The organism is Microbacterium sediminis, from assembly GCF_004564075.1.
Classification (GTDB): Bacteria; Actinomycetota; Actinomycetes; order Actinomycetales; family Microbacteriaceae; genus Microbacterium; species Microbacterium sediminis.
This window is the reverse complement of sequence record NZ_CP038256.1, coordinates 1,966,258-1,986,617: the sequence shown is the minus strand read 5'-3', so window position 1 is coordinate 1,986,617 and position 20,360 is coordinate 1,966,258. Positions and strand designations below refer to the sequence as shown.

The 20,360-nt window shown below is 71.7% G+C and carries 21 protein-coding genes; 20 read left to right on the top strand and 1 reads right to left on the bottom strand.

Annotation, left to right across the window (positions count from 1 at the left end; genetic code table 11):
• Window positions 1-70: 70 nt before the first annotated feature.
• From E3O41_RS09485 to E3O41_RS09465, 5 genes are read left to right on the top strand one after another with little or no spacing between them, the layout of a single operon-like run.
• Complete coding sequence (locus E3O41_RS09485; RefSeq protein ID WP_067026156.1) at window positions 71-1,567, top strand: ABC transporter ATP-binding protein; 1,497 nt, start codon at window positions 71-73, stop codon at window positions 1,565-1,567.
• Complete coding sequence (locus tag E3O41_RS09480; RefSeq protein ID WP_083990927.1) at window positions 1,564-2,832, top strand: ABC transporter permease; 1,269 nt, start codon at window positions 1,564-1,566, stop codon at window positions 2,830-2,832. Before E3O41_RS09485 ends, E3O41_RS09480 begins: the two co-directional genes overlap by 4 nt.
• A complete protein-coding gene (locus tag E3O41_RS09475; RefSeq protein WP_067026154.1) occupies window positions 2,829-4,112 on the top strand; it encodes an ABC transporter permease in 1,284 nt (427 codons plus the stop codon). The genes E3O41_RS09480 and E3O41_RS09475 overlap by 4 nt, the downstream gene beginning before the upstream one ends.
• Before the next feature lie 57 nt (window positions 4,113-4,169).
• Window positions 4,170-4,988: a 4-hydroxy-tetrahydrodipicolinate reductase gene (dapB, locus tag E3O41_RS09470; RefSeq protein ID WP_067026152.1), complete on the top strand. Its 819-nt coding sequence runs from the start codon at window positions 4,170-4,172 to the stop codon at window positions 4,986-4,988.
• On the top strand, window positions 4,985-5,428 hold the full coding sequence (locus tag E3O41_RS09465) for a hypothetical protein (RefSeq protein WP_067026150.1): 444 nt from the start codon (window positions 4,985-4,987) through the stop codon (window positions 5,426-5,428). The genes dapB and E3O41_RS09465 overlap by 4 nt, the downstream gene beginning before the upstream one ends.
• On the opposite strand, the gene E3O41_RS09460 is transcribed toward E3O41_RS09465, so the two are convergent.
• Complete coding sequence (locus E3O41_RS09460) at window positions 5,429-5,851, bottom strand: OsmC family peroxiredoxin (RefSeq protein ID WP_067026148.1); 423 nt, start codon at window positions 5,849-5,851, stop codon at window positions 5,429-5,431.
• Window positions 5,852-5,975: 124 nt separating this feature from the next.
• Between E3O41_RS09460 and E3O41_RS09455 the strand changes: the two genes are divergently transcribed.
• The 15 genes from E3O41_RS09455 to miaA all read left to right on the top strand — a co-directional run bounded on the left by E3O41_RS09455 (window position 5,976) and on the right by miaA (window position 20,354).
• Window positions 5,976-6,410, top strand: coding sequence for a thioredoxin family protein (locus E3O41_RS09455; RefSeq protein ID WP_067026146.1), 435 nt, complete (start codon window positions 5,976-5,978; stop codon window positions 6,408-6,410).
• Window positions 6,403-6,972 carry a DUF4395 domain-containing protein gene (locus E3O41_RS09450; RefSeq protein WP_067026144.1) on the top strand — a complete coding sequence of 190 codons (570 nt, stop codon included), beginning with the start codon at window positions 6,403-6,405 and terminating at the stop codon, window positions 6,970-6,972. The genes E3O41_RS09455 and E3O41_RS09450 overlap by 8 nt, the downstream gene beginning before the upstream one ends.
• A 50-nt stretch (window positions 6,973-7,022) precedes the next feature.
• On the top strand, window positions 7,023-7,832 hold the full coding sequence (locus E3O41_RS09445; RefSeq protein WP_067026143.1) for a thymidylate synthase: 810 nt from the start codon (window positions 7,023-7,025) through the stop codon (window positions 7,830-7,832).
• Complete coding sequence (locus E3O41_RS09440) at window positions 7,832-8,332, top strand: dihydrofolate reductase (RefSeq protein ID WP_067026141.1); 501 nt, start codon at window positions 7,832-7,834, stop codon at window positions 8,330-8,332. Before E3O41_RS09445 ends, E3O41_RS09440 begins: the two co-directional genes overlap by 1 nt.
• Before the next feature lie 44 nt (window positions 8,333-8,376).
• A complete protein-coding gene (gene dapA, locus E3O41_RS09435; protein ID WP_067026139.1) occupies window positions 8,377-9,354 on the top strand; it encodes a 4-hydroxy-tetrahydrodipicolinate synthase in 978 nt (325 codons plus the stop codon).
• Between the two features lie 56 nt (window positions 9,355-9,410).
• On the top strand, window positions 9,411-11,087 hold the full coding sequence (locus tag E3O41_RS09430) for a ribonuclease J (protein WP_067026137.1): 1,677 nt from the start codon (window positions 9,411-9,413) through the stop codon (window positions 11,085-11,087).
• Between the two features lie 82 nt (window positions 11,088-11,169).
• Window positions 11,170-13,905: an FtsK/SpoIIIE family DNA translocase gene (locus E3O41_RS09425; RefSeq protein WP_067026135.1), complete on the top strand. Its 2,736-nt coding sequence runs from the start codon at window positions 11,170-11,172 to the stop codon at window positions 13,903-13,905.
• Between the two features lie 12 nt (window positions 13,906-13,917).
• Window positions 13,918-14,493 (top strand): CDP-diacylglycerol--glycerol-3-phosphate 3-phosphatidyltransferase, encoded by a 576-nt coding sequence (gene pgsA, locus E3O41_RS09420; protein ID WP_067026133.1) that lies wholly within the window; start codon window positions 13,918-13,920, stop codon window positions 14,491-14,493.
• Complete coding sequence (locus E3O41_RS09415) at window positions 14,490-15,014, top strand: CinA family protein (RefSeq protein WP_067026131.1); 525 nt, start codon at window positions 14,490-14,492, stop codon at window positions 15,012-15,014. Before pgsA ends, E3O41_RS09415 begins: the two co-directional genes overlap by 4 nt.
• 116 nt (window positions 15,015-15,130) lie before the next feature.
• Window positions 15,131-15,439 carry a helix-turn-helix domain-containing protein gene (locus E3O41_RS09410; protein ID WP_067026129.1) on the top strand — a complete coding sequence of 103 codons (309 nt, stop codon included), beginning with the start codon at window positions 15,131-15,133 and terminating at the stop codon, window positions 15,437-15,439.
• 4 nt (window positions 15,440-15,443) lie between these two features.
• Window positions 15,444-15,662: a DUF3046 domain-containing protein gene (locus E3O41_RS09405; RefSeq protein ID WP_067026127.1), complete on the top strand. Its 219-nt coding sequence runs from the start codon at window positions 15,444-15,446 to the stop codon at window positions 15,660-15,662.
• Window positions 15,663-15,903: 241 nt separating this feature from the next.
• Window positions 15,904-16,959, top strand: coding sequence for a recombinase RecA (gene recA / locus E3O41_RS09400; protein ID WP_067026125.1), 1,056 nt, complete (start codon window positions 15,904-15,906; stop codon window positions 16,957-16,959).
• A 4-nt stretch (window positions 16,960-16,963) separates the two neighbouring features.
• Window positions 16,964-17,836 carry a regulatory protein RecX gene (locus tag E3O41_RS09395; protein WP_067026123.1) on the top strand — a complete coding sequence of 291 codons (873 nt, stop codon included), beginning with the start codon at window positions 16,964-16,966 and terminating at the stop codon, window positions 17,834-17,836.
• 44 nt (window positions 17,837-17,880) lie between these two features.
• Window positions 17,881-19,437: a tRNA (N6-isopentenyl adenosine(37)-C2)-methylthiotransferase MiaB gene (gene miaB, locus E3O41_RS09390; RefSeq protein WP_067026121.1), complete on the top strand. Its 1,557-nt coding sequence runs from the start codon at window positions 17,881-17,883 to the stop codon at window positions 19,435-19,437.
• A 5-nt stretch (window positions 19,438-19,442) separates the two neighbouring features.
• Window positions 19,443-20,354, top strand: coding sequence for a tRNA (adenosine(37)-N6)-dimethylallyltransferase MiaA (gene miaA, locus E3O41_RS09385; RefSeq protein ID WP_067026118.1), 912 nt, complete (start codon window positions 19,443-19,445; stop codon window positions 20,352-20,354).
• Window positions 20,355-20,360: the final 6 nt, after the last annotated feature.

Here is a 20,360-nt window from a genome sequence, read left to right as displayed (position 1 = left end):
GGGGCGGCATCAGACGCCGCCCCGGCGCTCATCGTGTGATCCGACCTGCCATCTGGAAGAATCCGGAACGATGAAACTCGAACTCCGCGGGATCACGAAGCGATTCGGATCCTTCGTCGCCAACGACGCGATCGACCTGACGATCGAACCCGGCGAGATCCACTGCCTGCTCGGCGAGAACGGCGCGGGCAAGTCCACCCTGATGAACGTGCTCTTCGGCCTGTACCAGGCAGAGGAGGGGCAGATCCTCGTCGACGACGCCCCCGTGCACTTCGCCGGCCCCGGCGACGCGATGGCCGCCGGCATCGGCATGGTCCACCAGCACTTCATGCTGATCCCCGTCTTCACCGTGGCCGAGAACGTCATGCTCGGCCACGAGCCCACCCGCGCCGGCGTGCTGTCGATGGAGACCGCGCGCGCGAGGGTGCGCGAGATCTCCGACCGCTTCGGCTTCGACATCGACCCGGACGCGCGCGTGGAGGAGCTGCCCGTCGGCGCCCAGCAGCGCGTCGAGATCGTCAAGGCCCTCGCGCGCGACGCCAAGCTGCTCGTGCTCGATGAGCCGACCGCGGTGCTGACGCCGCAGGAGACCGACGAGCTCATGCAGATCATGCGCGAGCTCGCCGCCAGCGGCACGTCGATCGTCTTCATCACCCACAAGCTGCGCGAGGTGCGCGAGGTCGCCGACCGGATCACCGTGATCCGCCGCGGCAAGATCGTCGCCACGGCCGAGCCCAGCGCCGAGCCGGCCGAACTGGCCTCGCTCATGGTGGGCCGCGACGTCGACCTCGAGGTCGACAAGCAGCCGCCGACGTACACCGACTCGAGCTTCGAGGTCGACGACCTCACGCTCGTCGGCGCCTCGGGCGAGCACCTGCTCGACGGCGTGAGCTTCACGGTCCGCGGGGGAGAGGTCCTCGCCATCGCGGGCGTGCAGGGCAACGGCCAGACCGAGCTGACCGAGGCGATCCTCGGCCTGCGCAAACACGCGCGGGGATCGATTCTGCTCGACGGCCGGCAGCTGCTGGGCAAGAGCGTGCGGCAGGTCATCGACGCGGGCGTCGGCTTCGTGCCGGAGGACCGGAAGAAGGACGGCCTGGTCGGCGACTTCTCGATCGCCGAGAACCTCATGCTCGACCGCAGCGACGGCGCGCCGTTCGTGCGCTTCGGCACCGTCGACGAGCGGGCGATCGCCGCCTTCGCGGAGCAGGCGATCGAGGAGTTCGACATCCGCGCCCAGGGCATCGACCAGGCGGCCGGGCGCCTCTCGGGCGGCAACCAGCAGAAGGTCGTCCTGGCGCGCGAGCTGGGCCGCGACCTGCGCCTGTTCATCGCGTCGCAGCCCACGCGCGGCCTCGACGTCGGCTCGATCGAGTTCGTGCACGACCGTATCGTCGCCGCGCGCGACTCGGGCATTCCGGTGCTCATCGTGTCGACGGAGCTCGACGAGGTGATCGGGCTGGCCGACCGCATCGCGGTCATGTACCACGGACGGATCGTCGGGATCGTCGACGGCGACACGCCGCGCGCGACCCTCGGCCAGATGATGGCGGGAGTCGCGGCATGAGCGAGACCACCCCTGTGACCACGCGGCGCCCGCCGCAGACGCCCTCGCGCGTCGACTCGGTGCTGCGCGACGCGCTGCGCGAGATCCTCGCCGGCAGCGTCGTGCGCGGCGCCCTGGCGATCCTCATCGCCTTCGTCGTCGGCGCGATCCTCATCGTCAGCACAAACGACGACGTGATCTCGGCCGCCGGCTACTTCTTCGCCCGCCCGCTCGACACCCTTTCCGCGGCCTGGGGCGCCGTGGCCGAGGCGTACGGAGCGCTCTTCCGCGGCGCGATCTACAACACCGAGGCCGACTCGTTCGTCGCCGGCATCCGATCGCTGACCGAGACGGCGCGCTTCGCCGGCCCGCTCATCGCGGCCGGACTCGGCGTGGCGCTGAGCTTCCGCGTCGGCATGTTCAACATCGGCGGCCAGGGCCAGCTGCTCGTCGCCGCCGGCTGCGCCATGTGGGCCGCCACGCAGTGGCCGATGCCAGGCGGGCTGCACCTGCTCGTCGCCATCGTGTTCGGCCTCATCGGCGGATCCGTCTGGGGCGCCGTCGTCGGCTTCCTCAAGGCGCAGACGGGCGCCCACGAGGTGATCGTCACGATCATGCTCAACTACGTGGCCGTCAACGTGCTCACGTGGGTGCTGCGCACCTCGCCGATGCACAACCCCGGCTCGGGCAACGACCCCACCTCGATGGCGCCCGCCGAGACCGCCCAGCTGCCGGCGATCCTCGGCCCGTCGTTCCAGCTGCACCTCGGCTTCGTCCTCGCGATCGCCGCCGCCGTGCTGTTCTGGTGGCTCATGGAGCGCTCGTCGCTGGGCTTCAAGTTCCGCGCCGTCGGCCTCAACCCCGACGCCGCCCGGACCGCCGGCATCAACGTCGAGCGGATCTTCGTCTACACGATGGCCGCCTCGGGCGCCTTCGTCGCGCTCGCGGGCGTGAACCAGGCGCTCGGCCGCACGGCCGGCTTCACGCCGTCGATCGACGCCGGCATCGGCTGGGACGCGATCACGGTCGCCCTGCTGGGCGGCTCGCGCGCGGGCGGCGTGGTCTTCGCGGGCCTGCTCTTCGGCGCGTTCAAGGCCGCCTCGTCCACGATGCAGTTCGTCGGCGTCGCGCCCGAGGTGATGAGCGTCGTCCAGGGCGTCATCGTGCTGTTCATCGCGGCTCCGCCGCTCGTGCGGGCGATCTTCCGGCTGCCCGCCCCCGGTGCGGGAGTGCGCGCGGTCCTCGCGCGAACGCGCACCGCCGAGACCGAGGAGGTGGCGAAGTGAGCGGCGCCGTCGTCCTTCCCCAGGCGGACGTGGTGGTCACCAAGGACGCCCCGCGCGCCTGGAAGACCCCGATCGTCATGGCCGCGTTCACCGTCGTGGCGCTGCTGTGGTTCGTGCTCGGCACGGGCGGCGAGGAGGTCGCGTTCCGCTGGTCGCAGACCCGCGACGCCCTGCAGGTGCCCGACACGGTGCTCTCGGCGAAGGCGCTCGCGATCGTCGCCACCGTGATCCTCGCGATCGTCACCGTCGTCAGCGCGGTGCTCGTGCAGCGCCGCGTCCGGGTGTCGCTGTGGCTCGTCGTCGGCTTCGGCGTGGTGTGGCTGGCGGCCCTGCTCGGGCAGATCGGCCAGGGCACCACGCTGTCGATCGTGCTGCTCACCACCGGCGCGCTGAGCCTGGCGACGCCGCTCATCTACGGCGCGCTCGCGGGCGTCATCGGCGAGCGGGTCGGCGTGGCCAACATCGCGATCGAGGGTCAGCTGCTCATGGGCGCCTTCCTGGGCGCCGTGGTGGGCTCGATCACCGACAGCCTGTGGGCGGGCGTCCTCGCCGGCATGATCGGCGGCGCGCTCGTCTCGCTCGTGCTCGCGGCGTTCTCGATCACCTACCTCGTGGATCAGATCATCGTCGGCGTCGTGCTGAACGTGCTCGTGATCGGCATCACGAACTTCTTCTTCTCCGCGGTGCTGTCGGCCAACGCGCAGGAGCTGAACTTCCCCGGCACGTTCCCGAAGGTCGCCATCCCGGTCCTCTCGGACATCCCGGTGATCGGCCCCACGCTGTTCGACCAGCGCATCACGACCTACCTCATGTACGTGCTCGTGCCCGTGGTGTGGTTCGTGCTGTTCAAGACCCGCATCGGCCTGCGCATCCGCGCCGTCGGCGAGCACCCGCTCGCGGCCGACACCGTGGGCATCAATGTCAACCGCACGCGGTTCTGGACCGTCACGGTCGCCGGCCTCATCGCCGGCCTGGGCGGGGCGGTGCTGACCCTCGGCGAGTCCAACGCCTTCGTGCGAGAGATGTCGAACGGACAGGGCTACATCGCGCTGGCCTGCGTGATCCTCGGGCGCTGGAACCCGGTCATGGCCGCCCTCGCGGCGCTCATGTTCGGCTTCGCCCGCAACCTCGCCGTGGTCGCGAACCAGGCGGGCAGCGACATCCCCGCCGACCTCATCGCGACGACGCCGTACGTCGTCACGCTCATCGCCGTCGCCGGCCTCATCGGTCGCGCGATCGGCCCCGCCGCCACCGGCAAGCCGTACGTCGCCGGGCACTGACCGTCCCCTCGCGGCGGTCCCGGGGGCGCTCGCCGGGACCGCCGTAGGATGGACCACATGAGCACGCGCGTCGCCATCGTGGGCGGAACCGGCAAGCTGGGGTCGATCATCCGCGAGGTCGTCGAGGAGCTCGACGGGTTCGAGGTCGCGGCGGTGCTCGGCTCGAGCAGCGACCTGGCCGAGCTCGACGGCGCCGACCTCGTCGTCGACGCGTCGACGCCGGCGATCAGCATCGACGTCGTGCGCGCCGCGACCGAGCGGGGGATCAACGTGCTCGTGGGCACGAGCGGCTGGTCCGCCGAGCGCATCGCGCTCGTGCGCCCGCTCGTGGAGGCCGCCGGCACCGGGGCGGTGTTCATCCCCAACTTCTCGCTGGGCTCGGTGCTCGGCACCGCGATCGCCGCCGCGGCGAGCCGCTTCTTCCCGTTCGCCGAGATCGTCGAGGCCCACCGCGACACCAAGATCGACTCGCCGTCGGGCACCGCGGTGCGCACGGCCGAGCTCATCACGGCTGCGCGGCGGGGGCCCGTCGAGGCGCCGCATGTGGATCAGCGCGCGCGGGGGCAGCAGGTGGCGAGCGTGCCGGTGCACTCCCTGCGTCGCCCGGGCGTGATCGCCCGTCAGGAGGCGATCCTCTCGGGGCCGGGCGAGACGCTCTCGATCGTCCACGACACGAGCGATCCCGCCGCCGCGTACGCGCCCGGCATCCGGATCGCCCTCGAGAACGCGCGCGAGGCCCGCGGCGTCGTCATCGGCCTCGAGAACTTCATCGACATCGGCATCGGCACGCCGCGGCAGCGCGAGACGCGTCCCGTCGCCGAGGGCGAGGTCGGCGGCCAGGTCGCCGCGACGACCGGAACGATCGCCACCTCGTGAAGGTCCGCATCGGCGTCGCGGTGATCGCGCTCGCCCTCGTCCTGTATCTGTCCGTCGTGGCCCTGGAGGCGATCGCCCTGCTCCGCTCCGGCCAGCCGGTCGGCGTCGCCATGGGCGTCGCGATGCTCGTGCTCCCCGCCATCGCGGCGTGGGCCATCGCGCGCGAGCTGTGGTTCGGCGCCCGCGCCGAGCAGGTGGGCGCGCGCCTGGAGCGGGAGGGCGCGCTGCCGACCGACGAGGTGGCGGTGCGCCCCAGCGGCCGCATCGTGCAGGCCGACGGCGACGCCGTCTTCCCCCGGTACCGCGCCGTGGTCGAGGCCCACCCGGACGACTGGCGTGCGTGGTACCGGCTGGGCCTCGCCTACGACGCGGCGGGGGATCGCCGCCGCGCGCGGGCGGCGATCCGGGAGTCGATCACGCTCGAGAAGCGCGCGCGCTGATCAGGACAGCGTCGCCTCGATCGTGATCTCGATGCCCGCGAGGGCCTGCGAGACGGGGCAGCCCGCCTTCGCGCCCTCGGCGAGCTCGGTGAACTTCTCGGGGTCGAGGCCGGGGACCGACGCCTCGACCGTGAGGTGGCTGCCGGTGATGCCGGTGCCGGGCACGAAGGTGACAGCGGCCGTCGTGTCGATGCGCTCCGGCGGGGTGCCGTTCTGCGCGAGCGCGTTGGAGAGGGCCATGCTGAAGCACGACGAGTGAGCGGCCGCGATGAGCTCCTCCGGCGTGGTGGTGCTCTCCGATCCCTCGCTGCGGGCCTTCCAGTTCACGGGGAAGGTGCCGATGCCCGATCCGGGTGCGACGGTGCCGGATCCCTCGAAGAGCGAACCGCTCCAGGTGGTGGTGGCCTTGCTCGTGACGCTCATGTGTCCTCCTCGATTGCGGGTTCGTCGCCAGCCTAGTGATCCCGGCGGCCCCGCAGCAGGGGGTCTCGCCGTCATAGTTCTTCGCATCGGCCCGCGGCGGCCGGGATCGTGTCAGCATCGGAGCATGTCGCCCCTCGCCGCAGCGCTCGTGCTCGCCGGCATCGCGCTCGTCGCGGTGCTCGCCGGGCTCGCGCTGCGCCGCGGGCAGGGGCGGGCGCGCCGCGGGGGACACGGGGCGATCTCCTCGCGCGAGCTGGGGATCGAGGCGGGCGCGTTCGGCGAGCGGGCGACGCTCCTGCAGTTCAGCACCGAGGTGTGCGCCAAGTGCCCCGCCACCCGCCGGCTGCTGGCCGATGTGGCGGCCTCGCGCCCCGGGGTGCGGCACGTCGACGTCGATCTCACGCATCGGCCCGATCTCGCGCGGCGGTTCCGGGTGCTGCAGACGCCGACCGTGCTCGTGCTCGACGGCGCCGGGGCCCCGCACGCCCGCATCGGCGGAGCGCCGCCGCGCGCCACGGTGATCGCCGAGCTCGATCGGATCGGAGGGGTCCATGTCTGACGCACCCGCGGGGATCGACCCGCGCGGACCGCGGTTCGCCGCCGCCATCACCGCGGCGCTGCTGCTCGTGGCCACGTTCCTCGCGCTGATCGGCATCTCGACCTGGCGCACCGTGCTGACGTTCGGCTGGCTGGGCCAGGAGGGCGAGGCCGTTCCCGACGGGGCGCCGTCGACCTGGGCGCTGCCGGTCGCGAGCCTGACCGAGCGGATCGCCGATCCCGGCTTCCTCGCCGTGCTCGTCGTCGCGCTGCTGTTCCTCTGGGGCGTCGTCTCGCCGCGGACCGCGCCGTGGGGCGTCGTCTTCCGCCGCCTCGTGCGGCCGCGCCTCGCCCCGCCCGCGGAGCTCGAGGATCCCCGCCCGCCGCGGTTCGCCCAGGGCGTCGGCCTGTTCGTCACCGGGGTGGGCCTCGTGCTGCACCTGCTCGGCGTGCCGCTGGCGCTGCCGATCGCGTCGGCGGCCGCCTTCATCGCGGCCTTCCTCAACGCCGCGTTCGCGTTCTGCCTGGGCTGCCAGATGTACCTGGGGCTGCAGCGCGTCGGGCTCGTCGGCCGCGCCGCGTGAGCAGCGCGCCGAGGGCCGTCGGCGGCCCCCGCGGACGTACCCTTGATGCCATGACCGCCGCCATCCCCACACCCTACGAGGACCTGCTGCGCGACGTCCTCGCCAACGGCACGCACAAGGACGATCGCACCGGCACCGGCACGACGAGCGTGTTCGGCCGGCAGCTGCGCTACGACCTCAGCCAGGGCTTCCCGCTCATCACGACCAAGCGGGTGCACTTCAAGTCGGTGGCGCTGGAGCTGCTGTGGTTCCTGCGCGGCGACGGCAACGTGCGCTGGCTGCAGGAGCGGGGCGTGACGATCTGGGACGAGTGGGCCGACGAGAACGGCGACCTCGGCCCCGTATACGGCGTGCAGTGGCGGTCGTGGCCGGCCCCCGACGGCCAGCAGATCGACCAGATCGCGAACGTCGTCGAGCAGATCAAGCGCAATCCGGACTCGCGCCGCCACATGGTCACGGCGTGGAACCCGTCGGAGATCGAGGGCATGGCCCTGCCGCCGTGCCACGCGATGTTCCAGTTCTACGTGGCCGACGGCAAGCTCAGCTGCCAGCTGTACCAGCGCAGCGCCGACATGTTCCTCGGCGTGCCCTTCAACATCGCCTCCTACGCGCTGCTGACGGCGATGGTGGCGCACCAGACCGACCTGGGGCTCGGCGACTTCGTGTGGACCGGCGGCGACGTGCACATCTACGACAACCACCGCGACCAGGTGGCCGAGCAGCTCACGCGCGACCCGTACCCGTACCCGACGCTGCACTTCGCGCGCAAGCCGGCGTCGATCTTCGACTACGCGTACGAGGACTTCGAGATCCGCGACTACCAGCACCACCCGTCGATCAAGGCGCCGGTCGCGGTCTGATGACGCTGCGGGCCATCTGGGCGCAGGCGCGCGGCGGGGCGATCGGCGCGGCCGGCGACATGCCCTGGGAGCTGCCCGAGGATCTCGCGTACTTCAAGGCCGCGACCCTCGGGGCGCCCGTCGTGATGGGGCGGCGCACGTGGGAGTCGTTCCCGCCGCAGTGGCGACCGCTCCCGGGGCGGACCAACATCGTCGTCACGCGCAATGCCGAGTTCGACGCGCCGGGCGCCACGATCGTGCCCTCGCTCGACGAGGGCGTGCGGGCGGCGCGCGCGGCCTCCGACGACGCCTGGATCATCGGGGGAGCGCAGATCTATGAGCAGGCGATGCCGATCCTCGACGAGCTGTGGGTGACCGAGATCGAGATCGATGTCGACGGCGACGCGTTCGCCCCGCCGATCGGGCCCGAGTGGCGCGTCGTCCGCGCCGACCCGGCCGAGGGCCGCCACACGAGCCGCACCGGCCTGGCGTACCGCTTCCTCGTCTACGCCCGCGCCTGATCGCCCGGCGTGCGCGCTCAGGGGGAACCGATAACCTGGGAGGCATGACGCACTCGGGCAACCCCTTCGGACAGGTGCTCGTCGCGCTCGTCACTCCGATGACGGCCGACGGCGAAGTGGACTGGCCCAGCGTCGAGAAGCACATCGACGATGTCATCACCGCGGGGGCGGACGGCATCGTCGTCACCGGCACCACGGGCGAGACCTCCACGCTCACCGATCCGGAGAAGATCCGGCTCGTCGAGGTCGGCAAGGACGTCGCCGCGGGCCGGGCCAAGATCATCACGGGCGGCGGCTCGAACGAGACCGCGCACGCCATCGAGCTCTACCAGAAGAGCGAGAAGGCCGGCGCCGACGGCATCATGATCGTCACGCCGTACTACAACAAGCCCACGCAGGCGGGCATCCTCACGCACTTCCGCCTCGTCGCCGACGCGACCGACCTGCCGGTGATCCTCTACGACATCCCGGGCCGCACCGGCGTGCCGATCAAGTACGAGACGATCCTGCGCCTCGCCAAGCACCCCAACATCCTCGCGATCAAGGACGCCAAGGGCGACTTCAGCGAGGTCAGCCGGGTGCTGAACCAGACCGGCCTGATGTACTTCTCCGGCGACGACGCCAACGTGCTGCCGCACCTCTCCATCGGCGCCACCGGCCTGATCGGTGTGACGGCGAACATCGCCGCCGGTCCGTACCGGGCGATCGTCGACGCGGTCAACCGCGGCGACCTCGCCGCGGCGACCGCGCAGCACCGCAAGCTCGAGCCGCTCGTGCGTGCCGTGATGACCCACGTGCCGGGCACGGTCTCGGCCAAGTACATCCTGCACGGCCTCGGCCGCATCTCCAGCCCGCGCGTGCGCCTGCCGCTCGTCGGCCCGGAGGAATGGGAGGCCGCGATCATCGAGGACGAGCTCGCGCTCGTCGCCGGCGTCGAGGGCGTCGACTTCTCCAACTTCCGCCCCGACCGCAACGCGGCCGCGGGCGGTGCGCTCCCGAAGGTGCCCGGCACCACGCGCTGACAGACGTCCGCGGGCGAGGGCCCGCACCGCACAACAGAACACGAAGGCGGACCCACATGTCCACACCTGTCTACGACCCGCAGCCCCTCGCGAAGGGCACTCTGCGCGTCACCCCGATCGGCGGCCTCGGCGAGGTCGGCCGGAACATGACCACGTACGAGTTCGACGGCAAGATCCTCATCGTCGACTGCGGCGTGCTCTTCCCCGAGGAGCACCAGCCCGGCGTCGATCTGATCCTCCCCGACATCTCGCCGGTGCGCGATCGCCTCGACGACGTCGTCGGCGTCGTGCTCACGCACGGCCACGAGGACCACATCGGCGCCGTGCCGTACCTGCTGCGCGTGCGCGAGGACATCCCGATCATCGGCTCCGGCCTCACCCTCGCGCTCACGCAGGCCAAGCTCAAGGAGCACCGCCTGCGCCCCGTGTCGCAGAAGGTGACCGAGGGTGAGCGGATCACGGTGGGCCCGTTCGACCTCGAGTTCATCGCGGTCAACCACTCCATCCCCGACGCGCTGGCCGTGGCGATCCGCACCCCCGCCGGCCTCGTGCTGCACACGGGCGACTACAAGATGGACCAGCTGCCGCTCGACGGCCGCATCACCGATCTGCGCGCCTTCGCCCGGCTGGGCGAGGAGGGCGTCGACCTCTTCCTGCCCGACTCGACCAACGCCGACGTGCCGGGCTTCACGCCCACCGAGCGCGCGATCGGGCCCGTGATCGAGCAGGTCATGCACCAGACGCCGGGGCGCGTGGTCGTCGCGAGCTTCTCGAGCCACGTGCACCGCGTGCAGCAGGTGCTCGACGCCGCCGCCGCCAACGGCCGCCGGGTCGCGCTGCTCGGCCGCAGCATGGTGCGCAACATGACGATCGCCGCCGACCTGGGCTACCTGAACGTGCCCAATGGCGTGCTGATCGACTACAAGAAGGCGCGCGACATCCCCGACAACGAGATCGTCTACATGTCGACGGGCTCGCAGGGCGAGCCGATGGCCGTGCTCAGCCGCATGGCCAACCTCGAGCACGAGATCGAGCCGCGCCCGGGCGACACCGTGATCCTCGCGTCCTCGCTGATCCCGGGCAACGAGAACGCGGTCTACCGCGTGATCGACGGGCTCACCAAGCTCGGCGCCAACGTCGTGCACAAGGCCAACGCGCGCGTGCACGTGTCGGGCCATGCCGCGGCGGGCGAGCTGCTGTACTGCTACAACATCCTCACGCCCAAGAACGTGCTGCCGGTGCACGGCGAGTACCGCCACCTCATGGCCAACGCCAAGCTCGCGCAGGACACGGGCATCCCCGCGGAGAACACGATCATCGGCCAGAACGGCACCGTGGTCGACCTCAGGGACGGCGTGGCCACGGTCGCCGGTCAGCTCGACCTCGGCTTCGTGTACGTCGACGGCTCCAGCGTCGGCGCGATCACCGATGCCGACCTCAAGGACCGCCGCGTGCTGGGGGAGGAGGGCTTCGTCTCGGTCATCGTGGTCGTCGACGCCCAGACCGGCCGCATCATCTCGGGCCCCGAGATCCAGGCACGCGGCGTGGCCGAGGACGACGCGGTGTTCGACAAGGTCAAGCCGAAGATCGCCGCCGCCCTCGAGGAGGCCGCCCAGAACGGTGTGCGCGACAACCACGCGCTCTCGCAGACGGTGCGCCGCACGATCGGCCGCTGGGTGGGCAACTCGCTGCGCCGCCGGCCGATGATCGTGCCGGTCGTGATCGAGGCCTGACGCGCGCCGACGCGCCCGGGAGATCCGCGCAAACCCGGGTCGCTTCCGGGCGTTGTCGGTGGGCGGACGTAGCCTGAACGGCATGGCACGCACGTCCACCGAGCCCAAGAGCGCCCGCTCGCGGTCCTCGTCGCGCGCGAGCAAGCCCGCTCCCGCGCCGAAGAAGTACGTCGGCGACGACAAGCCGCCGGTGCCCGTGCGCGTCTGGAACGGCCTCGGGCACGCCGTGGGCGGGCTCTTCCGGGCGTTCGGCCCCGAGACGCTGAGCAAGGACGACCGCCGCGACGGGTTCCCGCTGCTGCTCGTGCTGCTGGCGGTGGCCGGCGCCGTCACCGAGTGGTTCTTCATCGGCAACGAGATCGCCGTGCAGGTCAGCGCCTACACGTTCGGCATGCTGATCGGTCGCGCCGCGTTCGTCTTCCCGGTGCTGCTGCTCCTGCTCGCCGGATGGCTGTTCCGCCACCCGTCGTCCGTGCACGACAACGGCCGCATCGGCATCGGCTTCGGCCTGCTCACCGTCGTCATCGCGGGCTTCTGCCACGTGGCCGGCGGGCGCCCGCAGCCCTCGGCCGGCATGCCCGCCCTGAGCGAGGCGGGTGGCCTGTTCGGCTGGATGGTCGGCGAGCCCCTCGCGATGGGCCTCACGCCGATCGGCGCCAACGTGCTGCTGGGCGTGCTCGCCGCGCTCAGCCTGCTGATCCTCACCAAGACCCCGCCGAACCGCATCGTCAGCCGCCTCGGCGACCTGTACGCCTGGATGTTCGGCACCGAGCGCGTGGTCGAGGACGCCGCGGAGACCGCGCCGACCAAGGTCCTCGGCAAGGGCCGCAAGAAGGGCGCGGACGCCGACGACGAGGCGGAGGCCGACGGCGACGACGACCTGCCGTGGTGGCGCCGCAACAAGACGGGCCGCGAGGAGGAGACCGACGTCATCTCCGAGCCGCAGGACCTCACCGAGCTGCTGGGCACGCAGACCGACGGCGGCTACCACAACGCGCTCGTCGTCGAGCCGGAGCCGCGCAGCGACGCGACCGAGGTGCTCTCCGGCATCAGCGGCGTGGTCGCGGATCTGCGCGAGACCGGCTCGACCGGCCTCATGGGCGACGGCGACGACACCGGCGACCTCAGCGAGTCGCTGCCCGGCCTGAGCGGCTTCGGCACCGACGGCCCCGGCGGCCGCGGCCCGCAGCCGCCCGCCGCCCCCTACGTGCTGCCCTCGCCCGCGTCGCTGTCGGCCGGGCCTCCCTCGATCGTCAAGTCCGAGGCGAACGAGCGCATGGTGAAGCAGATCGAGGGCGTCTTCGAGCAGTTCAAGGTCGACGCCAAGGTCACCGGCTTCTCGCGCGGCCCGACGGTCACGCAGTACGAGGTCGAGGTGGGCCCGGGCGTGAAGGTCGAGAAGATCACCCAGCTCGCCAACAACATCGCCTACGCGGTGGCATCGAACGACGTCCGCATCCTCGCGCCGATCCCCGGCAAGAGCGCGATCGGCATCGAGATCCCCAACCTCGACCGCGAGACGGTCGCCCTCGGCGACGTGCTGCGCTCGGCCGCCGCGCAGAAGTCCACGCACCCGATGACGATCGGCGTCGGCAAGGACGTCTCGGGCGGCTACGTCGTGGCGAACCTCGCGAAGATGCCGCACCTGCTCGTGGCCGGTTCGACCGGCTCCGGCAAGTCGAGCTTCGTGAACTCGATGATCACGAGCATCCTCATGCGCGCCAAGCCCAGCGAGGTGCGCATGGTGCTCGTCGACCCCAAGCGCGTGGAGCTGACGAACTACGCCGGCGTGCCGCACCTCATCACGCCCATCATCACGAACCCCAAGAAGGCCGCCGAGGCGCTGCAGTGGGTCGTGAAGGAGATGGACATGCGGTACGACGACCTCGCGTCGTTCGGCTTCCGCCACGTCGACGACTTCAACGCCGCCCTCGCGCGCGGCGAGGTGCAGCTGCCCGCGGGCAGCGAGCGCGTGCTCAAGCCGTACCCGTACCTGCTCGTGGTGGTCGACGAGCTCGCCGACCTCATGATGGTCGCCCCGCGCGACGTCGAGGACTCGATCGTCCGCATCACCCAGCTCGCCCGCGCCGCCGGCATCCACCTCGTGCTGGCCACGCAGCGACCGTCGGTCAACGTGGTCACGGGCCTCATCAAGGCCAACGTCCCCTCGCGCCTGGCGTTCGCGGTCACGAGCGTCACCGACAGCCGCGTCATCCTCGACGAGGGCGGCGCCGACAAGCTGATCGGTCAGGGCGACGCGCTGTTCTCGCCCATGGGATCGTCCAAGCCGTTCCGCGTGCAGGGCGCGTGGGTCACGGAGGAGGAGATCGACCGGGTCGTCAAGCACGTCACGGGCCAGGCCCGCCCCGAGTACCGCGCCGACGTGGCCGAGGCGATCGAGGCGAAGAAGAAGGAGATCGACGAGGACATCGGCGACGACCTCGAGGTGCTCCTCGCGGCCGCCGAGCTCGTCGTGTCGAGCCAGTTCGGGTCGACGTCGATGCTGCAGCGCAAGCTGCGCGTCGGCTTCGCGAAGGCCGGTCGCCTCATGGACCTGCTCGAGTCCCGGGAGATCGTCGGTCCCTCCGAGGGATCCAAGGCCCGCGACGTGCTCGTCACGCCCGAGCAGCTGCCCGAGGTGCTGGCCAAGATCAAGGGCGAGGACGTCCCCGCCGCTGCGCCGGCCGAGCCGGCACCCGCGGCCCCGGACGCCGACGACCGCTACGCGGACGACCCGATCGAGGCGCAGTTCGCCGGCCGCCCGGTGGAGGACGACGAGGGCGACGAGGACGCCTGGCAGCTCACCGGCCGCGACTGACAGACTCTTCCCATGGCCATTCCCCGGCAGCTGCCGAACGCGATCACGGTCGCGCGCATCCCGCTCGCGATCGTCTTCCTCGTGATCCTGCTCCTGGCCGGGCCCCAGGGCGATGCGAGCCTGCCGGCGCGGTGGACCGCCGCGGTGCTGTTCATCGTGGCGATCTCGACCGACTGGGTCGACGGCTACCTCGCCCGCCGCTACGACATCGTCAGCGACTTCGGCAAGCTGTGGGATCCGATCGCCGACAAGCTGCTGACCGGCCTCGCGTTCGTGGGGCTGGCGATCCTGGGCGAGATGGCCTGGTGGATGGTGGTCGTGATCCTCCTGCGCGAGTGGGGCATCACGGCGCATCGCCTCGTCGTGGCCAAGGAGCACGTCGTCGCCGCCGCGTGGATGGGCAAGGTCAAGACCGCGGTGCAGGGCGTCGCGCTCTCGTGGGCGCTGCTGCCGCTGCACGTGCTCATGGGCGTGGCGCCGTGGGCGCTCGTGACGACGGTGCTCATGTGGGTCGTCGTCGTCCTCACGATCGCCAGCGGCATCGACTACTTCATCGCCCAGGTGCGCGGAGCGCGCGTCGCACGATGACATCGCCCTCCGTTCCCGGCACCTTCGCCGTCGCATCGCAGCTGCTTGCGGAGCTGCAGGCCCGAGGCTGGTCGCTCGCCGTGGCCGAGTCGCTGACCGGCGGCCTGCTCACCTCGGCGATCGTGGAGATCCCCGGCGCCTCGGCGAGCCTGCGCGGCGCCGTCGTCGCGTACGACACCCGCATCAAGCACGCCGTGCTCGGCGTCTCGCAGGCGCTGCTCGACGCCGGGGGTCCCGTGCAGCCGGAGGTCGCGGCGCAGATGGCGCGCGGCGCGCGTCGCGCGCTGGCCGTCGAGGGCGAGGAGGCCCACGTGGGCCTCGCCACCACGGGAATCGCGGGGCCCGTCTCGCCCGACGGCAAGCCGGTGGGCACGGTCGATCTCGCCGTCGCGCTGCCGGGGGCGACGTACACGGAGCGAGACGTCTTCCGCGGCGATCGCGATGCGATCCGCGCCCAGGCGGCGGGCCGCGCGCTCGAGTTCGCGCTCGAGGCGGTGCGCGACCGCGTTACGGGCGCATGAATCTTGCCCGATTCCGAGAATTCACAGTCTGAGCGGGATTAGATTGGCGTCGACGGTGTTGTACTGTGGTGCACCCGAGAGATTCGACAGGCTGCAGTAAGAGGAGGGGGCCCGAGATGATCCTGGTTCGTCAAGAGATCGGCGACGTCCTGCGGGACTTCCGCCAGCAGCAGGGCCAGACCCTCCGCCAGGTGGCGAGCAAGGCCAGCGTCGCGCTCGGCTACCTCAGCGAGGTGGAGCGCGGGCAGAAGGAGGCCTCGAGCGAGATCCTCGCGTCGGTGGCCGACGCCCTCGATGTGCCCATCTCCACGATCATGCGCGAGGTCGGCGACCGCATCGCGGTGCTCGAGGGCGTGGATCACTTCCCCGACGTCGTGCCCGACGACCTCATGGCCGAGGTCGGCCCCGAACTGTCGCTGCGCTGACGTCTTGAGACGCAGCGAGTTCCTGCGCGCCGTCGACGACGAGTTCGGCGATCGCGCGGACGGCTTCACCCGCGACCTGGTGCTGCCCGGCATCGGCCGGACCGCGTTCGACGCGCTCGACGCCGGCGTTCCGCCGCGCGAGATCTGGCTCGCGCTGTGCGAGGAGCTCGACGTGCCGGAGTCGCGTCGCTACGGCGCGGGGCGGCTCGAAGCGCGCCGCTGACGCACTCGAACACCCGTTCGGCGTGTCGTCGAACATCTGTTCGAGTCGGCGCGTACGCTCGCTCACAGGTGGGATCGCGTGCCGACCCCTCCACAGTCTGAGGCTCCCCGGCTCGAATGTCGGAGGCTCCTCCTACCGTGGCAGAAGGCACACAGCCACCACGCCTTGTCGGAGAATCCGGCCACCCGGCCGGATCGCGACAGCCTACAGGCGGCGGAATCACGAGCAGAAGGAGCACGTCATGCCATCAGCAGCAGACCGCGAGAAGGCCCTCGAGTCGGCACTCGCCCAGATCGATCGGCAGTTCGGAAAGGGCTCGATCATGCGCCTGGGTAGCGACGAGCGCGCCCCGGTCGAGGTCATCCCGACGGGCTCCATCGCCCTCGACGTCGCGCTCGGCGTCGGCGGCCTGCCCCGCGGCCGCATCATCGAGATCTACGGACCGGAGTCGTCGGGTAAGACCACGCTCACGCTCCACGCGATCGCCAACGTGCAGCGCGCCGGCGGGATCGCGGCGTTCGTCGACGCGGAGCACGCGCTCGACCCCGACTACGCCAAGAAGCTCGGCGTCGACATCGACCAGCTCCTCGTCTCGCAGCCCGACACGGGTGAGCAGGCGCTCGAGATCGCCGACATGCTGATCCGCTCGGGCGCCATCGACCTCGTCGTCATCGACTCCGTCGCCGCGCTCGTGCCCCGCGCCGAGATCGAGGGCGAGATGGGCGACTCGCACGTCGGCCTCCAGGCGCGCCTCATGTCGCAGGCGCTGCGCAAGCTGACCGGTGGCCTGAACCAGACCAAGACCACCGCCATCTTCATCAACCAGCTCCGCGAGAAGATCGGCGTGTTCTTCGGCTCGCCCGAGACCACCGCGGGTGGCAAGGCGCTGAAGTTCTACGCCTCGGTCCGCCTGGACATCCGGCGCATCGAGACGCTCAAGGACGGCAGCGAGGCGGTCGGAAACCGCACGCGCGTCAAGGTCGTCAAGAACAAGATGGCTCCGCCGTTCAAGCAGGCCGAGTTCGACATCCTCTACGGCACCGGCATCTCACGCGAGGGCAGCCTGATCGACTTCGGCGTGGAGCACGGCATCGTCAAGAAGTCGGGCTCGTGGTTCACGTACGACGGCGATCAGCTTGGCCAGGGCAAGGAGAACGCGCGCAACTTCCTGCTCAACAACCCCGACATCGCCAACGAGATCGAGACGAAGATCAAGGTGAAGCTGGGCGTCGGCCAGCGCGGAGACCTGGCCACCGAGGCCGCGGTCGACGAGGTGGCGGCTCGCCGCACGGCCTGAGGCCATGACGGGCACGGAGCGACCGCCGCGGGCCGGCGCGAGCGACGGGCATGACGGGGGCGAGCACATCGCCCCCGTCATCCCCCTGTTCGGACCGGGCGGCTCCCGGCCGAGCCGCCGCGGGGACGAGCCCGCGGCGACCGGCGATGGGGCGGCGCCGGTGTCGGGTGACGGGCCGGCACCGAACGGGCCGCGCGCGGGCGCCGAGGCGCCGGGGCAGGAGACGCCCGCAGCCGAGAGCTGGCACACGACCTGGCGCGATCTGGCGCCGGAGCGCACGGGCCCCGCGCCGGCGCCCGCGCTGACCACCGTGAACCGCGGGGGAGTGCGCTTCGTCGAGCTCGCCGAGGGCCCCGGCGCGCCCGACGAATCCGGCGCGGATGCCGCCGACGTGGCCGCGCGCGCCGAGCGGCGCCTGCTGCGCTCCCTCGGTTCGCGCGGGCTGTCCGTGTCGGAGGCCCGCACCAAGCTGCGCCAGCAGGAGGTGCCGGCCGAGCTGGTCGACGACATCATCGATCGCCTGCTGCGCACCGGTGCCCTCGACGACGCGCGGCTCGCCGAGCAGCTCGTCCACTCCGCCACGGCGCGCAAGAAGCAGGGGCGTCGCGCGATCGCGCAGGCCCTGGTCGCCCGCGGCATCGCCCGCGAGGTCGCCGACGCCGCGCTGGCCGAGCTGCCCGACGACGACGCCGATCGCGCGCTCGAGTTCGCGCGCTCCAAGGCGGGCCAGCTGGCACGGTTCGACGACGACACCGCCCTGCGCCGCCTCGTGGGGCAGCTCGCGCGCCGCGGCTTCGGCGGCTCGCTCGCGATGTCGGCGGCCCGTCGCGCGCTCGACGAATCCCGGCGCCCGTCGGGCGGCGTGCGATTCGAATGACTCCCCGGCTCGCCCCATCCGCGGGACCGTAGAATGACCAGGTCATGAGCACTCCATCCAGCACCCCCACCCTCATCGAAGCGTCGCCCGCCGCGCTCACCGCCGACGGACGGCCCCGCTCGTACGAGGTGCGCACCTTCGGGTGCCAGATGAACGTGCACGACTCGGAGCGGCTCGCGGGCTCGCTCGAGAGCGCCGGCTACGTGCGGGCGGCGGAGGGCGAGGACGCCGACGTCGTCATCATCAACACCTGCGCCGTGCGCGAGAACGCCGCCGGCAAGCTCTACGGCACCCTCGGGCACCTCAAGTCCCGCAAGGACAAGCACGAGGGGATGCAGATCGCCGTCGGCGGCTGCCTCGCGCAGATGGACAAGGAGACCGTGCAGCGCAAGGCGCCGTGGGTCGACGTGGTGTTCGGCACCCACAACATGGGCTCGCTGCCGCGTCTGCTCGAGCGCTCGCGCCACAACGAGGAGGCCGAGCTCGAGATCCTCGAGTCGCTCGAGACCTTCCCGTCCACGCTCCCCACCAAGCGCGACTCGGTCTACAGCGGCTGGGTGTCGATCTCGGTCGGGTGCAACAACACGTGCACGTTCTGCATCGTGCCGAGCCTGCGCGGCAAGGAGAAGGACCGCCGCCCCGGCGACATCCTGAACGAGATCCGGCTGCTCGTCGAGGACGGCGCCATCGAGGTCACCCTCCTCGGGCAGAACGTCAACTCGTACGGCGTCGAGTTCGGCGACCGCCAGGCGTTCGGCAAGCTGCTGCGCGCCGCGGGCGAGATTCCGGGCCTCGAGCGCATCCGCTTCACGAGCCCCCACCCCGCCGCCTTCACCGACGACGTGATCGACGCGATGGCGGAGACGCCGCAGGTCATGCCACAGCTGCACATGCCGCTGCAGTCGGGCAGCGACCGCATCCTGCGCGCCATGCGCCGCTCGTACCGCAGCGAGAAGTTCCTCGGCATCCTCGAGAAGGTGCGCGAGCGGATCCCGCACGCCGCCATCTCGACCGACATCATCGTCGGCTTCCCGGGCGAGACCGAGGAGGACTTCCAGGACACGCTCCGCGTCGTCGAGCAGGCCCGCTTCGCGAGCGCCTTCACGTTCCAGTACTCCATCCGCGAGGGCACCCCCGCCGCGACGATGCCGAACCAGGTGCCGAAGGAGGTCGTGCAGGAGCGCTACGACCGCCTCATCGCGCTCCAGCAGCGCATCACGCTCGAGGAGAACGAGAAGCAGCTCGGCCGCGAGCTCGAGGTGCTCGTCTCCACGGGCGAGGGCAAGAAGGACGCGGAGACGCATCGCCTCACCGGCCGCGCCGAGGACAACCGCCTCGTGCACTTCGAGGTGCCCGCCGGCAGCGACCTGCCGCGCCCGGGCGACGTGGTGACGGTCACCGTCACGCACGCCGCCCCGTCGCACCTGCTGGCCGACTCGATCGACGGCGCCCCGCTGCGCATCCGCCGCACGCGGGCCGGCGACGCCTGGGACCGCACCCAGGCCGAGTCGTGCGGCGTTCCCGCCGCCGACGGCCACCCATCGGGTGCGGCGGGCGGCCCCGTCAGGCTCGGCCTGCCGACCCTGCGCGTCGGCGTCTGACCGCGATGCCCGGTGCGCGGCTCTGGGCCGTCATCGGCGCCACGGGGACCGGCAAGAGTGATCTGTCCCTCGACCTCGCCGAGGCCCTCGGCGACGACGGCACGCCGGCCGAGATCGTCAACGCCGACGCCATGCAGCTCTACCGCGGCATGGACATCGGGACCGCCAAGGTGCCGCCGGGTGAGCGGCGCGGGATCCCGCATCACCTCTTCGACGTGCTCGACGTGACCGAGGACGCCGCCGTCGCCCGCTACCAGGACGATGCGCGCGGCGCGATCGACGCGATCCTCGGCCGCGGTCACCACGCGATCCTCGTCGGCGGCTCGGGGCTGTACGTCTCGAGCGTGCTGTTCGACTTCCGCTTCCCGCCGCGCGACGAGACGACGCGCGCGCAGCTCGAGGCCGAGCTGGAGCGCAGCGGCCCCGGCACGCTGTACGCGCGCCTGCGCGAGCTCGATCCGGCCACCGCCGAGCGCGTGGACCCGCGCAACGGCCGGCGCATCGTGCGCGCGCTCGAGATCCTCGCGCAGGGCGAGCGCACGCACGGGGCCGCGCTGCCCGACGAGCCGCTGCCGTGGCGCGAGGCGACGGTCATCGGCCTCGCGCTCGATCGGCCCGCGCTCATCGAGCGGCTCGACCGCCGCGTGGAGCGCATGTGGGCCGACGGCATGCTCCAGGAGACGGCGCGGCTGCGCGAACGCGGCCTGGAGCGGGGCACCACCGCGCGCCGGGCGATCGGCTACGCCCAGGCGCTCGCGCAGCTGCGGGGCGAGCTGACCCACGACGAGGCGATCGCCGAGACGCAGGCCCTCACCCGCCGCTACGCCCGTCGCCAGGTGAGCTGGTTCAAGCGCTACGCGGGCGTGCGCTGGCTCGAGGCGGGCACCGCCGACCCGCGCGCGCTCGCCCGGTCCTGAGCGCCG